The sequence below is a fragment of the Pseudomonas sp. KCJK9016 genome (assembly GCF_046231795.1).
In the GTDB taxonomy this organism is placed as follows: Bacteria; Pseudomonadota; Gammaproteobacteria; order Pseudomonadales; family Pseudomonadaceae; genus Aquipseudomonas; species Aquipseudomonas bananamidigenes.
The window spans coordinates 47,002-61,578 of record NZ_JBJJMM010000015.1; the positions used below are offsets into that span (position 1 = coordinate 47,002).

Annotated in this window: 14 protein-coding genes; 5 read left to right on the plus strand and 9 right to left on the minus strand. The window is 60.7% G+C overall.

Annotated features, from left to right (window positions below; genetic code table 11):
• Positions 1-12: 12 nt before the first annotated feature.
• Together ACK6BI_RS16220 and ACK6BI_RS16225 are read right to left on the minus strand one after the other, a co-directional pair.
• A complete protein-coding gene (locus ACK6BI_RS16220; protein WP_065260662.1) occupies positions 13-687 on the minus strand; it encodes a methionine ABC transporter permease in 675 nt (224 codons plus the stop codon).
• Positions 687-1,694 (minus strand): methionine ABC transporter ATP-binding protein, encoded by a 1,008-nt coding sequence (locus tag ACK6BI_RS16225; RefSeq protein WP_409317849.1) that lies wholly within the window; start codon positions 1,692-1,694, stop codon positions 687-689. The genes ACK6BI_RS16220 and ACK6BI_RS16225 overlap by 1 nt, the downstream gene beginning before the upstream one ends.
• A gap of 259 nt (positions 1,695-1,953) precedes the next feature.
• Here ACK6BI_RS16225 and katE point away from each other — a divergent pair, with 259 nt between their 5' ends.
• Entirely contained in the window at positions 1,954-4,095 is a 2,142-nt protein-coding gene (katE, locus tag ACK6BI_RS16230; protein ID WP_409317850.1) for a catalase HPII, read from the plus strand.
• Positions 4,096-4,133: 38 nt separating this feature from the next.
• On the opposite strand, the gene ACK6BI_RS16235 is transcribed toward katE, so the two are convergent.
• From ACK6BI_RS16235 to zur, 4 genes are read right to left on the minus strand one after another with little or no spacing between them, the layout of a single operon-like run.
• On the minus strand, positions 4,134-4,847 hold the full coding sequence (locus tag ACK6BI_RS16235) for a PA5502 family lipoprotein (protein ID WP_409317851.1): 714 nt from the start codon (positions 4,845-4,847) through the stop codon (positions 4,134-4,136).
• Between the two features lie 37 nt (positions 4,848-4,884).
• On the minus strand, positions 4,885-5,673 hold the full coding sequence (gene znuB / locus ACK6BI_RS16240) for a zinc ABC transporter permease subunit ZnuB (protein WP_065260666.1): 789 nt from the start codon (positions 5,671-5,673) through the stop codon (positions 4,885-4,887).
• A complete protein-coding gene (gene znuC, locus ACK6BI_RS16245) occupies positions 5,666-6,451 on the minus strand; it encodes a zinc ABC transporter ATP-binding protein ZnuC (protein ID WP_409317852.1) in 786 nt (261 codons plus the stop codon). The genes znuB and znuC overlap by 8 nt, the downstream gene beginning before the upstream one ends.
• A complete protein-coding gene (gene zur / locus ACK6BI_RS16250; RefSeq protein ID WP_065260668.1) occupies positions 6,451-6,933 on the minus strand; it encodes a zinc uptake transcriptional repressor Zur in 483 nt (160 codons plus the stop codon). The genes znuC and zur overlap by 1 nt, the downstream gene beginning before the upstream one ends.
• 57 nt (positions 6,934-6,990) lie before the next feature.
• On the opposite strand from zur, the gene ACK6BI_RS16255 reads away from it, so the two are divergent.
• Positions 6,991-7,920, plus strand: a complete 930-nt coding sequence (locus ACK6BI_RS16255; protein ID WP_409317853.1) for a zinc ABC transporter substrate-binding protein — start codon at positions 6,991-6,993, stop codon at positions 7,918-7,920.
• A 102-nt stretch (positions 7,921-8,022) separates the two neighbouring features.
• Here ACK6BI_RS16255 and ACK6BI_RS16260 read toward each other — a convergent pair whose 3' ends face one another.
• Positions 8,023-8,976 carry a homoserine kinase gene (locus tag ACK6BI_RS16260; RefSeq protein ID WP_409317854.1) on the minus strand — a complete coding sequence of 318 codons (954 nt, stop codon included), beginning with the start codon at positions 8,974-8,976 and terminating at the stop codon, positions 8,023-8,025.
• A 60-nt stretch (positions 8,977-9,036) separates the two neighbouring features.
• Positions 9,037-9,327 (minus strand): DUF2782 domain-containing protein, encoded by a 291-nt coding sequence (locus ACK6BI_RS16265; protein ID WP_065260182.1) that lies wholly within the window; start codon positions 9,325-9,327, stop codon positions 9,037-9,039.
• A gap of 74 nt (positions 9,328-9,401) precedes the next feature.
• Here ACK6BI_RS16265 and polA point away from each other — a divergent pair, with 74 nt between their 5' ends.
• The gene (polA, locus tag ACK6BI_RS16270) at positions 9,402-12,206 is read left to right on the plus strand and encodes a DNA polymerase I (RefSeq protein WP_409317855.1); all 2,805 of its coding nucleotides are present in this window, start codon (positions 9,402-9,404) and stop codon (positions 12,204-12,206) included.
• A 423-nt stretch (positions 12,207-12,629) separates the two neighbouring features.
• Here the strand turns inward: polA and yihA are convergent, their stop codons facing one another.
• Positions 12,630-13,274, minus strand: a complete 645-nt coding sequence (gene yihA / locus ACK6BI_RS16275) for a ribosome biogenesis GTP-binding protein YihA/YsxC (protein WP_409317856.1) — start codon at positions 13,272-13,274, stop codon at positions 12,630-12,632.
• A 191-nt stretch (positions 13,275-13,465) separates the two neighbouring features.
• Between yihA and ACK6BI_RS16280 the strand changes: the two genes are divergently transcribed.
• Both ACK6BI_RS16280 and ACK6BI_RS16285 read left to right on the plus strand, forming a co-directional pair.
• Positions 13,466-13,771 carry a cytochrome c5 family protein gene (locus ACK6BI_RS16280; RefSeq protein ID WP_065260179.1) on the plus strand — a complete coding sequence of 102 codons (306 nt, stop codon included), beginning with the start codon at positions 13,466-13,468 and terminating at the stop codon, positions 13,769-13,771.
• Between the two features lie 32 nt (positions 13,772-13,803).
• Positions 13,804-14,415, plus strand: coding sequence for a cytochrome c (locus ACK6BI_RS16285; protein ID WP_065260178.1), 612 nt, complete (start codon positions 13,804-13,806; stop codon positions 14,413-14,415).
• Positions 14,416-14,577 lie beyond the last annotated feature (162 nt).

The window sequence follows — 14,577 nt, forward strand, 5'->3', positions numbered from 1 at the left end:
TACCAAACCGGGTTATTTGCGCGAAAAATGCACGACCAGCCGATCGCCCACCATCTGCAGCACTTGCACCAGAATCAGCAGCAGCACCACGGTGACGATCATCACATCAGTCTGGAAACGCTGATAGCCGAAACGGATCGCCAGGTCACCCAGACCACCGGCGCCAACCACGCCCGCCATTGCGGTGTAGGAAACCAGTGTAATCGCCGTCACCGTAATCGCTGCGAAAATGCCCGGACGGGCCTCCGGCAACAAGGCGTTCATGATGATCTGGCGGGTAGTCGCACCCATCGACTGGGTCGCTTCGATGATGCCCCGATCGACTTCACGCAAAGCGGTTTCCACCAGACGCGCGAAGAACGGTGTCGCACCTACCACCAGCGGCGGAATCGCACCGGCCACACCCAGCGAGGTGCCGGTGATCAGCACGGTGAACGGGATCATCACGATCAACAGAATGATGAACGGCAGCGAACGCAGGATGTTCACCACCAGCGACAGCAAGGCGTATACACCTTTGGCTTCGAGCAATTGCCGCGGGCTGCAGAGGAACAGCAGCACACCCAACGGCAGGCCGAGCAGCACGGTGAACAGCAGCGAACCGCCGAGCATCATCATGGTGTCGCCGGTGGCCAGCCAGATTTCGTACCAGTCGATATTGGTGAAGAAACTCATCAGGTCTGCCATTAGCGCAACACCTCCATGTGAACGTCAGCGGCGGTGAAGCGGGCGAACGCCGCGTCCATGTCGCCACCGGTGACGGCGAGGGTCAATTGCCCGTAAGGAATGTCTTTGATGCGGTCGATACGACCGGCCAGGATGCTGTAGTCCACACCGGTTTCCCGGGCGACAGTACCGAGCAACGGAGCGTAGGTCGCGTCGCCCTGGAAGGTCAGACGCACGATGCGACCCGGCACGTGAGCGAAGTCATCGCGCTGCTCGCTTTCGTCAATCTGCTCGTCTTCCTGCACGAAACGCTTGGTAGTCGGGTGCTTCGGATGCAGGAACACTTCAGCCACCGAGCCCTGTTCGACGATCACGCCGGCATCCATCACTGCCACTTGATCGCAGACACGGCGGATCACATCCATCTCGTGGGTGATCAGCACGATGGTCAGTTTCAGCTCGCGGTTGATCTCGGCCAGCAGTTGCAGCACCGAGGCGGTGGTCTGCGGGTCGAGGGCGCTGGTGGCTTCGTCGCACAGCAGGATCTTCGGCTTGGTCGCCAGCGCACGGGCGATGCCCACACGCTGCTTCTGGCCGCCGGACAACTGCGCCGGATATTTCTTCGCGTGATCGGACAGGCCGACCCGCGCCAGCAATTCGGCCACACGCTGGTCGATCTCGGCACGGGACAGTTCACCGGCCAGGGTCAGCGGCAACGCGACGTTGTCGGCCACGGTCTTGGAGGCCAGCAAGTTGAAGTGCTGGAAGATCATTCCGACCTGCTGACGGAAACGGCGCAGGCCATTGGCGTCCAGCGCGGTGACTTCTTCGCCGTCGACGATGATCTTGCCGCCACTGGAATCTTCCAGGCGATTGATCAGACGCAGCAGGGTACTTTTTCCCGCGCCGGAATGGCCAATCAGGCCGAACACCTGACCGTTCTCGATGGAGAGGCTGGTCGGATGCAGCGCGGTGATGTCCTTACCGCCGACGCGGTAAGTCTTATGGACGTTTTGAAACTCGATCACGTAGCGAACCTTGTGGGGCGCGTTGGAAAAGGATCAGCGGTTAGCCGGGCGCGCATTTTAGCCTGTCCGTATAGAGGTTCTTAGCATTTATTTCGCAATTAACCTTCGATTTGGCAATAACAGGATCAAAGGTCATAAAAAAGGAACGCCCGAAACCCTCATCAGTCACTAGTTAAGCGACTTGAAACCCTGGGTGCCGTGCCCGGGAACCACTCGAGCGGCCCGGCGCAATGCCCGGGCATACAGGAGTTCACGACTGATGAGTACGAAAAAACCTGCCACTGACAAGAGCCAACTGGCCGGCACCGACACCCCGGATCGCGCCAACACCAACGCCAAACTCGACAGCCTGGAAAAATTTCGCTCCGACGCCACCGGCCAGGCCCTGCGCACCAATCAGGGCGTGAAGGTCGCGGACAACCAGAATACGCTCAAGGCCGGGCCGCGTGGGCCGTCACTGCTGGAAGACTTCATCATGCGTGAGAAGATCACGCACTTCGACCACGAGCGGATCCCGGAGCGCATCGTCCACGCCCGCGGTACCGGCGCCCATGGTTTCTTTCAAAGCTACGAGAACCATTCGGCGCTGACCAAGGCCGGGTTCCTGCGGGATCCGGGGAAGAAAACACCGGTTTTCGTACGTTTTTCCACGGTGCAGGGGCCACGCGGTTCCGGCGACACCGTGCGTGACGTGCGTGGTTTTGCCGTGAAGTTCTTCACCGACGAAGGCAACTTCGATCTGGTGGGCAACAACATGCCGGTGTTTTTCATTCAGGACGCGATCAAGTTTCCCGACTTTGTCCACGCTGTAAAACCCGAACCGCACAACGAAATACCGACCGGCGGCTCGGCCCACGACACCTTCTGGGATTTCGTGTCGCTGGTACCGGAATCGGCGCACATGGTCATCTGGGCCATGTCCGACCGGGCCATCCCGAAAAGCCTGCGCAGCATGCAGGGCTTCGGTGTGCACACCTTCCGGCTGATCAACGCCGAGGGTAAATCGCGCTTCGTGAAGTTCCACTGGCGCCCCACCGCCGGTACCTGTTCGCTGGTGTGGGACGAAGCGCAGAAACTGGCCGGTAAAGATACCGACTACCACCGACGCGATCTCTGGGAGGCCATCGAGACCGGGGACTACCCGGAATGGGAACTCGGCGTACAGGTCATTGAGGAAGAAAACGAGCACGACTTCGATTTCGACATTCTCGACCCGACCAAACTGATTCCCGAGGAAATCGTCCCGATCACACCGCTGGGCAAAATGACCCTCAACCGCAACCCGGACAACTTCTTCGCCGAAACCGAGCAGGTCGCGTTCTGCCCTGGCCATATCGTCCCCGGGATCGACTTCTCCAATGACCCGCTGCTGCAAGGCCGGCTGTTTTCCTACACGGACACGCAGATCAGCCGACTCGGCGGGCCGAATTTTCATGAGCTGCCGATCAATCGCCCGGTCGCGCCATTCCACAATGGCCAGCGCGATGCCCAGCACCGCACGGTGATTGACAAGGGCCGCGCGTCCTACGAGCCAAACTCGATCGATGGCGGCTGGCCGAAAGAAACCCCGCCGGCTGCGCAGGACGGCGGTTTCGAGAGCTACGCAGAGCGCATCGACGCCAACAAGATCCGCCAGCGCAGCGAATCGTTCAGCGATCACTTTTCCCAGGCACGACTGTTCTTCAAAAGCATGAGCAAGCACGAGCAAGAGCACATCATTTCGGCGTACAGCTTCGAACTGGGCAAGGTTGAACGGGAGCACATCCGGGCCCGAGAAGTGAACGAGATTCTGGCCAACATCGATCTGGAACTGGCGCGTCGGGTAGCGGTGAACCTCGGTTTGCCGGCCCCTACCCAAGGCACGGTCGAGGTGCGCAAGACCTCACTGGATCACTCGCCGGCGCTGAGTCAGGCCAACCTGTTGCCCGAGAACATCAAGACCCGAAAAGTCGCCATTCTGGCGGCCAACGGCGTCGATGGTGCGGCGATTGAGGCAATGAAGAAGGCTTTGGCCGCAGAGGGTGCACACGCCAAATTGCTCGGCCCGACCTCGGCGCCGGTGAAGACGGCGGATGGCAAAAGCCTGGCGGTGGATGCGTCGATGGAAGGTATGCCTTCAGTGGTGTTCGACGCGGTATTCGTGCCGGGCGGCGCGGCGTCGGTCAAAGCATTGACTGGAGACGGCGTGGCCTTGCACTACCTGCTCGAGGCTTACAAACACTTGAAGGCGATCGCGCTGCATGGCGAGGCGAAACAATTGCTGGATGTGTTGAAGCTGGAGGCGGATGCCGGGTTGATAGAAGGTGCAGATGTGAAAGCGTTGACCAAGCCGTTCTTTGCGGCGATCGGGCAGCATCGGGTTTGGGATCGGGAGGCGAAGGCCAAGGCAATTCCGGCCTGAAAAAAACCGCAGCCTGCGAAAAGCAGGCTGCGGTCAATTCAAGGTTTGCGCGGGCTCAGAACCATCTGTGCCGGGACCGTGCGCAAAATCTGCTTCTCGATCTGCAGATCGAAATCCGGATCAAGCTTCTTCACACGCTTGGTGATCAGTGTCGCCAGCCATGGATAATCGTTGGTGCGCGGCGCCTGAATGCTCACCGCACAATCGTAATTCACCACATCGGCGGCAATCGCGTCGAGTTGACGGCGGAGTTTGCGGCTGTCGGTGATATTCAACGCGACCGTGGTGCTTTCGGCGGTCAGATCGATCACCTTCGCTTTCGGCTTGGCCTCGGCGGCCTGAAGTGCCGCTTCGGCTTTCTCCAGCTCAGCCTTGCGGGCTTCAGTGATCGCACCATTGACGCCGCCAGTCAGCGCAGGGGCCTTGGGCATCAGCGCGCGGGCACGACTCAAGGCGGTCGCCGCAGCATTCACATCGCCTTTTTGCAGGACGATCTGGCTGCGGCGCAAATAAGCTTCGGCCAACTGGCGCTGGTACTGCTCAAGGGATGGATCGTTGGGCGTTTCGGCCTGCAACGCTGCCAACTGGTCCTCGGCGGTGGCCAGTTCGCTGCTGGCCAGGCTTTGCTCCAGCTGTGCGATGGCCGTGGCTCGTGCATCGGGGACTTCGGCCACCGGCGGCGAGCTTTGGCAGGCGCCCAGCAGCACTGAAAATGCGACAAGGAGCAGATAACGGGAGGCGAACGGCTTCATTCCTGCGACTCTCTATTTGCGCAAAAAACGAGCAAGTCTACACCCCTCGACGGGGCAGAACAAAACTCAGCAGAAACAGTGCGGCCGCCGTCACAACGATTGACGGGCCGGCCGGGGTGTCCTTGAACCAGGACAGCGCCAGCCCGCCACACACGGCGAGCATGCCCAGCAGGCTCGCGCCCAGCGCCATCTGCTCCGGCGAACGGGCGTGACGTTGTGCCGCAGCTGCCGGGATGATCAACAGCGACGTAATCAACAACACACCGACGATTTTCATCGCCACGGCGATCACCACCGCGATCAGCAGCATCAACGCCATACGCAGACCGGCCACCGGCAGGCCTTCGACCCTGGCCAGCTCTTCGTGCACGGTGATGGCCAGCAGCGGTCGCCACAGCGTGACCAACAGCACCAGCACCGCCGCACTGCCGCCAAGGATCCAGGCAAGGTCAGTCGGGCTGATCGCCAGCAGGTCGCCGAACAGATAGGCCATCAGGTCGATCCGCACCTCATGCATGAAGCTTAGTACCACCAGGCCGAGCGAGAGCGTGCTCGGTGCAAGAATGCCCAACAACGTGTCGGATGCCAGCGGCTGGCGTTGTTGCAGCGTCACCAGCAGCACCGCCAGCAGCAGGCAGCCCACGGTGACCGCGACGGTCGGGCTGACATCCAGCAAAAACCCCAGCGCTACGCCGAGCAGCGCGGCGTGGGAGAGGGTATCGCCGAAATAGGCCATGCGCCGCCAGACCACAAACGAGCCCAGCGGCCCCGCAACCACCGCCAGCGCCAGGCCTGCAAGCAGGGCGTAGAACAGAAAATCAGCCATGCTTGCAGCTATCTCCGTGAACGTGAGGTTGGCCTTTCACAGGCCCTTTGACCACGGAACCGTGCAGGTCGTGGGCGTGGTCGTGATGGTGGTGATAGACCGCCAGGCTTGGCGCATGATTGCCGAACAGCTCGACGAAAGCCGGGTCGCCGCTGACCTGCTCGGGATGTCCGGAGCAGCAGACGTGACGGTTGAGGCACACGACCTGGTCGGTGGTACTCATCACCAGATGCAGGTCGTGGGACACCATCAGCACCCCGCAACCATGGCGATCGCGCAGGCGAGTGATCAGGCTGTACAGCTCGGCCTGGCCCGCCACGTCGACGCCCTGCACCGGTTCGTCGAGTACCAGCAGTTCCGGTTCGCGCAGCAGTGCCCGGGCCAGCAGCACGCGCTGCATTTCACCGCCGGACACGCTCTGCACCGGGCTGTCGATGACGTGCTCGGCGCCCACGTCCTTCAGCGCCGCCAACGCTCGCGGACGATCGACGCCCGGCACCAGCCGCAGAAAGCGCAGGACTGACAGCGGCAGGGTCGGATCAACGTGAAGTTTTTGCGGCATGTAGCCGACGCGCAGTTTCGGCTTGCGCCAGACGCTGCCGCTGTCGGGCTTCAGCAGCCCGAGCACGGCACGTACCAGCGTGGTCTTGCCGGCACCGTTGGGGCCGATCAGGGTGACGATCTGCCCCGGCTCGACGCTCAGGTGAATGTTGTCCAGCACGTTCTGCCCGGCAAACCGGACAGCCACCTGCTCCAGACGGATCAACGCATCGCTCATCAAGCCCCCCGGCAACCAGAGCAGAGACCCACCACTTCGACGGTCTGGGCTTCGACGATGAAGCCGACGTCACTGGCGCTGTGGACGATGGCGTCACTGATGGTTTTTTGCTCAAGTTCGATGGCCGCGTGGCACTCGCGGCAGATCAGGAACTGGCCCTGATGCGAATGCTTTGGATGAACGCAACCGACGAAGGCATTCAGCGAAGCGATGCGGTGCACCAGGCCGTTTTCCAGCAGGAAATCCAGCGCACGGTACACGGTCGGCGGCGCGGCGCGACGACCGTCCTGCTCGCTGAGCACAGCCAGGATGTCGTAGGCACCCAGCGGTTTGTGGCTCTGCCACACCAGCTCCAGCACCCGCCGACGCAATGCGGTCAGGCGCAGGCCTTTCTGTGCACACAAGGCATCGGCCTCGGACAGGGCGCTGTGGACGCAATGAGAATGGTCGTGGGGACGGCTGGCAATCGGTGTAATAGGCATGAGCGGCGACGAGTTTTGTTAGAGACGTTATTATGTTACCCGTTCTCGCCTCCTTGAGTGGTCATCGTGTCCCGACTTTTTTCTGTTTTTGTGGCCTTTGTCGCCAGTTTTCTGCTGATCGGTTCGGCTCAGGCCGAAGTCAGAGTCCTCACCAGCATCAAGCCGCTGCAATTGATTGCCGCTGCGGTGCAGGACGGTGTGGCGATTCCGGAAGTGCTGCTGCCGCCGGGGGCTTCGCCGCATAACTATGCGTTGCGCCCGTCCGACGTGCGCAAAGTGCAATCGGTGGATCTGCTGTACTGGATCGGCCCGGACATGGAAGGTTTCCTGCCCAGGGTACTGAACGGTCGTACGCTGCCGAGCGTCGCCGTGCAGGATCTGCCGGGCATGAAGCTGCGCCGCTTCGCCGAAGACAGCCACTCCCACGCCGAAGACGCCGATGAGCATGACCACGACCATCGTCCCGGCACGCTCGATGCGCATTTGTGGCTATCGCCAGTGAACGCGCGAGTGATAGCCAACAAAATGGCCGCTGACCTGAGCGTCGCCGACCCGGCCAATGCCGAGCGCTATCAGAGCAACGCCAAAGCGTTTGACGAACGTCTCGATGCACTGGACCAGCGTTTGAAGAAACGCCTGGCGAGCGTTGAAGGAAAACCCTACTTCGTCTTCCATGAAGCCTTCGACTACTTCGAAGATGCCTACGGCTTGAAACACACTGGCGTGTTCAGCGTTGCCGCAGAAGTACAGCCGGGCGCTCAGCATGTGGCGGCAATGCGCGCGCGGTTACAGGAAGTCGGCAAGACGTGCGTATTCAGTGAACCGCCACTGCGTCCGCGTCTGGCCGAGACCCTGGTGGCGGGCCTGCCGGTGAAGCTGGCGGAGCTGGATGCGTTGGGCGGATACACACCAGCGACGGCTCAGGGTTATGAGCAAGTGCTGGAGAAACTGGGGAATGACCTGGCGGGTTGCCTGGAGTCGCTGTAAACACGGGCATCAGTATTGCCCCATTCGCGAGCAGGCTCGCTCCCACATCAGATTTGTAATCGACACAAAACCAATGTGGGAGCGAGCCTGCTCGCGAAGCTTTTAAAGGGCGAAAGGCAAAGGTAAGTGGACCTGCTGACGCTGCGCCAGCCGCTGCTCGAACTCTTTCGGATCGTGAATCAGCACGTCCTGCCCGGCGAACGATTCCGCCGCGATCAACCGCGACAGCCAGAACCGCACACACGCCACTCGCAGCATGGTTGGCCACAATTCGGCTTCGGCCGCCGTAAATGGACGCAGTGCCGCATAGGCGCCCAGAAAGGCCCGCGCACGTGGGCCGTCGATCAGACCGTCATCGTCCGAACACCAGTCGTTCAAGGCAATCGCCACGTCGTAGAGCATCGGCCCGGAACAGGCGTTGTAGAAGTCGATCAGCCCGGTCAGATGCGTACCTTCGAACATCGCGTTGTCACGAAACAGGTCGGCGTGGATGTTTGCCCGAGGCAGGGCGAGAATTTTCTCTTTCTGTTGGGTGATTTCGTCCAGCGCGCTCTGCAGCAGCGCACGCGGTTCGTCGTCGAGGTGCGAGAGAAACTGCGTACCCTCCTCCAGCATCCAGTCCAGGCCACGATCGGTCTTGCGCTTGATCATGCTGTCGCCCTGGGTTGCGAGGTGCAGATGGGCCTGCAAATCACCGACCTGTGCGCAATGCTGGGCGTTGGCCTGCTTGATGTGCTTGCCGGCCAGGCGCGGTTGCAGCAGCGCCGGCTTGCCTTTCAATTCGCGCAGGGCCACACCGTCGGTGGTACGCAGTGCGTAGGGCACCGGAAGGTCGGCTTCGTGCAGAACGTCGAGCAGGTCGATGAAAAACGGCATTTCCTGCACCGGGCCGCGCTCGACCAGGGTCAGGACGAACTCGCCCTTTTCCATGCTGATGAAAAAGTTGGTGTTTTCACTGCCGGCGGCGATCCCCTGGAAATCGAGCAGACGGCCGAGCCCGTAAGGGGCGAGAAAGGTTTCCAGCTCGGGCCGAGCCAGGGGGGTGAACACAGACATGGTTGAAAACTGCTCAGTTCTGGCGCCGCCATCGAGCCGGCGCCGGTTGAAATTAAGAAACTACTTCCACTCGAAAATCTTCCACGCGGGGATCAGCATATCCGGCTGGTCCGAGCGGATGAAGTTTGCATCAGTACCGTCCGCGCGCACCAGAAAATAGGGCGGAAAACCCTTCTGAGTCACCTTGATCGCGTACAGGAAACCGTTCTGCCGGTACTCCTGGATGGTTTTGTCACCCTCGGTGCGGATAGTGACTTCCGGCTCCGCGGACGGCGCATCATCCGCCGCGATCGCAGGCAACGGTGAGACAGCAATCAGACTGACCAGCAGCAAGCGATTTAACGTACGCATGATAACCTTGTCCCTTTGTCGTCAACGGTCCCGCTATTCTAGCGCCGGACCCGCCGAAAAGGTTGATCCTGCTCATGAGCCAAGCCCCCCTCGTCCTGGTGGACGGTTCGTCCTACCTGTACCGCGCCTTTCACGCGCTGCCACCGCTGACCACCTCCAAAGGCATGCCGACCGGTGCGGTCAAGGGCGTGCTGAACATGCTCAAAAGCCTGCGCAAGCAGTATCCGGACAGCCCGTTTGCCGTGGTGTTCGACGCCAAGGGCGGGACATTTCGCGATGAGATGTATGCCGAATACAAGGCCAACCGCCCGAGCATGCCAGACGACATGCGTGTGCAGATCGAGCCGCTGCACCAGAGCGTAAAGGCGCTGGGCTTTCCGCTGCTGTGCGTCGACGGCGTCGAGGCCGATGACGTGATCGGCACCCTGGCCCGCAGCAGCGCAGCCGCCGAGCGCCCGGTGATCATCTCCACCGGCGACAAGGACATGGCGCAACTGGTCGACGGGCACATTACCTTGGTCAACACCATGTCCGGTAGTTCGATGGACGTGGAGGGCGTGAAGGAGAAATTCGGCGTCGCTCCGGAGCAGATCATCGATTATCTGGCCCTGATGGGCGACTCTTCCGACAATATCCCCGGCGTTCCCGGCATCGGCCCGAAAACCGCTTCCGGCCTGCTGGTCGGTGTCAACGGTGGCCTCACCGAGCTCTACGCGCAGCTCGATATCGTGCCGACCCTGCCGATCCGCGGCGCCAAGACCCTGCCGGCCAAGCTCGAAGAACACAAGGAGATGGCATTCCTCTCCTATCAACTGGCGACCATCAAGGTCGACGTACCTCTGGATATCAGCCTCGACGACCTGCAGATGGGCCCGGAAGACCCGGCCAAGCTCTACGAGCTTTTCACCCTGCTGGAGTTCAAGAGCTGGATCAACGATCTGGAACGCGACGCCAAACGCCAGGAACTGAGCAGCGCCGCCGCCCCCGAGCCGGTCGTCGATCTGTTCAGCGCCCCGGAAACCGAAGCCCCAGCCGCCAGCACTGAAAACCGGTACGAAACCATCCTCGACCAGGCCCGCTTTGACGTCTGGCTGGAAAAACTGAAGAAAGCCGAGCTGTTTGCCTTCGACACTGAAACCACCGGGGTCGATGCTCAGCAGGCGCAACTGGTCGGTTTGTCGTTTGCGGTGCAGGCCAATGAAGCGGCCTACATCCCGCTGACGCATTCCTATATCGGCGTGCCGGAGCAACTGGATCGCGACACGGTGTTGCGCGCGCTCAAGCCAATCCTCGAAGACCCGGACAAGCTCAAGGTCGGCCAGCACGCCAAGTTCGACATGAACATCCTGGCCAACTGCGCCATCGGTGGCGATCAGAATGAAGGCATCACCGTGCGCGGCATCGCCTTCGACACGATGCTTGAGTCCTACGTGCTCAACTCCACAGCGACCCGTCACGACATGGACAGCCTGGCGCAGAAGTATCTGGATCACACCACCGTGAGCTTCCAGGACATCGCCGGCAAAGGCGCCAAACAACTGACCTTCGACCAGATCGCTCTAGAACAGGCCGGGCCTTATGCCGCCGAAGATGCTGACGTGACCCTGCGCCTGCACCAGACGCTGTTCGAAAAACTCAGCGCCATTCCGAGCCTGGCCAGCGTGCTGACCGACATCGAGATCCCGCTGGTGCCGGTGCTGGCCCGCATCGAGCGTCAGGGTGCGTTCGTCGATGCCGCACTGCTGGGCGTGCAGAGCATTGAGCTGGGCGACAAGATGGTCGCGCTGGAGCGTGAAGCGTTTGAAATCGCCGGAGAAGAGTTCAACCTGGGCTCGCCCAAGCAACTGGGCGTGATCCTCTACGAAAAGCTCGGCCTGCCGGTACTGAAGAAAACCGCCAAGGGCCAGCCGTCCACCGCCGAAGAGGTGCTGGCGAAGCTGGCCGAAGACGATCACCGCCTGCCAAAAGTGCTGATGGAACACCGTTCCATGAGCAAGTTGAAAAGCACCTACACCGATCGTCTGCCGGAGCAGATCAACCCGCGCACCGGACGTATACACACCTCGTATCATCAGGCTGTGGCATCGACTGGTCGCCTGTCGTCGAGCGATCCGAACCTGCAGAACATTCCGGTTCGCACCGCCGAGGGCCGACGCATTCGTCAGGCGTTTGTCGCGCCGAAAGGCTACAAACTGCTGGCGGCGGACTACTCGCAGATCGAACTGCGGATCATGGCGCACCTGTCCCGCGACGAAGGCCTGATGAACGCCTTCCGCAACAACCTGGACGTGCACACCGCAACGGCAGCCGAAGTGTTCAAGGTCGAGCTGGGCGAAGTGACCTCCGACCAGCGCCGCAGCGCCAAGGCGATCAACTTCGGTCTGATCTACGGCATGGGCGCACAGAAGCTGGGCAAGGACATCGGCGTCGACACCAAGACCGCCAAGGCCTATATCGACACCTACTTCGCGCGTTACCCGGGCGTTCGCGAATATATGGACCGCACTCGCGCCCAGGCAGCGGATCAGGGCTATGTGGAAACGATCTTCGGCCGTCGTCTGTACCTGCCGGACATCAACTCCAACAAGCCGCAGGAGCGCGCCGCTGCCGAACGCACGGCGATCAACGCGCCGATGCAGGGCACCGCAGCAGACATCATCAAGAAAGCCATGGTGGCGGTGGACAACTGGCTGAGCGCTTCGGGGCTGGACGCCAAAGTCATCCTGCAGGTGCATGACGAACTGGTGCTGGAAGTTCGGGAGGATCTGGTGGATCAGGTTCGCGACGAAATTCGCCTCCACATGAGCGAAGCGGCGAAGCTGGATGTGCCATTGCTGGTGGAAGTGGGCGTCGGCAACAACTGGGACGAGGCGCACTGAGGCCTCTGGGCCGTGGTTTTGCCGCGACAGGGCGTCGCGGCAAGGTCATCGACAGGGCTTAGCGCTGATCGTTCTTGAGCTTATTCCAAATTTTTTTGAAAAGAATCTGAACTAATCTTGCGACAGGCCACTCAGAGATACTGAATGGCTGGTGAAGCCCTTCGATGCTCCTATGTTGTGTTAAGTGTTGGCAGATATCTGAACCCCGCCCTAGCGGTTCGGAACTTGAACCCCGGAACTTCTCCCTCCCCATATGAAGTCCGGGGCTTTTTTTGCCTCAAAACTGGCTGTGGCGCCGCCAGACTGCGTTAAAAGCATCGCTAAAAATGCTCATTTAGGTCCCCTAAAGTCGAGCGCGACCCCGGCCGTTTTAGCAATGCTTTTGCCTTGCCTGACAGCACCACAGACAGTTTTGAAATCCCCTTACTCTGCCGCCGCTTCCGCTCCCTTATCCGCCAGTTCCATCCAGCCCGCCAGTCTGGTGTAGGCCTCCTCCAGACCCATGCGCTTTGGCGCGGAGAACAGCTGGATCGTCACCAGGTCGCCCCAGCCCTTGCGGATTTCCGACTGCACTTTGAGCAGCGTGTTCTTGGCTGCGCCGTAGGTCAGCTTGTCGGCCTTGGTCAGCAGGATGTGCATCGGCATGCCGGCGGCAACGGCCCAGTCGAGCATCAACTGGTCGAAGTCGGTCATCGGGTGGCGGATATCCATCAGCAGAATCACCCCCTTCAAACTCTCGCGCCCGCCCAGATAGGCTTCAAGGTGACGCTGCCAGTGTTGCTTGAGCGGGATCGGTACTTTTGCATAACCGTAGCCGGGCAGGTCGACCAGACGCCGTTCATCGTCTAGCTTGAAGAAGTTCAACAGCTGTGTGCGACCCGGGGTCTTCGAGGTCCGCGCCAGACTGGCGTGAGTCAGGGTGTTCAGCGCGCTGGATTTACCGGCGTTGGAACGACCGGCGAACGCCACTTCGAAGCCTTCGTCGTCGGGGCACTGATCGACCTTGGCGGCACTGAGCATGAACGTGGACTGTTGGCACAGGCCGAGGATGGGATTCTTGAGTTGCATGGGATTTCCGATGTGGGCGGCGCCAGGATTGGGCGCGGAACGCGGTGTCGCTTCCGTTTCAGTGACGCCAGTATATAATGCCGCAGATTTTGTGTGTGCTTTGTCCCGGCGAAGGATGAAGCTCACGAGAGCGACAGACTTTGATTGCGCAACAGAACGCAGATCGCTCTCAACCCTGAAAAGGTCGTTTTATGACGAAATGGCTGCTGGCTGCCGGAGTTCTGATGCCGCTTTGCGGCGCACAGGCTACACAGGATCCGGAAGCCGTGTACAACCGTGTTTGTGGTGCCTGTCATTCCGGCCAGCTACCCATGGCGCCCGAAAGAGGCGATCAGGCAGCCTGGACGCCGAGGTTGGCGAAAGGCATGGGGACGCTGGTGCAACACGTGACCCAGGGTTTCAAGGCGATGCCGCCGCGTGGTTTGTGCATGGACTGCAGTGCCGAGGATTACCAGGCCATCATCCTCTGGATGAGCGAGAGTAAACCCGGTCCATAACTCTTAACCCTTAGCCGTAGTTGGATTAGCTGATGAACAAACTGATCGTGAGTCTGCTGTTGACCGTGGGAATCTCAGGTTTCGCCCATGCTGCAGGCGATGCCGCCGCAGGCCAGGCGAAAGCGGCCGTATGCGGGGCCTGCCATGGCCCGGATGGCAACAGCATGGCGCCAAACTTTCCAAAACTGGCCGGTCAGGGTGAACGCTACCTGACCAAGCAACTGCATGACATCAAGTCGGGCAAACGCACCGTTCTGGAAATGACCGGGCTGCTGACCAACCTGAGCGATCAGGACCTTTCTGACATCGCCGCCTATTTCGCCAGCCAGAAAGGCAGCGTCGGCGCCGCCGACCCGAAAATCGTCGCTCGCGGTGAAGCCCTGTTCCGTGGCGGCAACCTGGAAAAAGGCCTGCCGGCCTGCACCGGTTGCCATTCGCCGAACGGCGCGGGCAACGCTGCCGCCGGCTTCCCGCATCTGGGTGGCCAGCACGCTCAATACATTGCCAAGCAGCTGACCGATTTCCGCAAGGAAGAAGCCGGTCGCAACAACGACGGCGATGCCATGACCATGCGCACCATCGCTCGCAAACTGAGCGATGAGGACATCGCGGCAGTCTCCAGCTACATTCAAGGGCTGCACTGAGGACCGGCCTGCGATGGTGATTCGAGCGTTGCGTGTGAAGGACAACTCCCGCCACGTTAACGCTCGATTAATCCGTTGCAGCAAGTATAAAAAGGGTGGCTTTGGCCGCCCTTTTTTGTGGCCGCTGCCGTTACACTACAGAACTCATGCCCGCCAGGATCT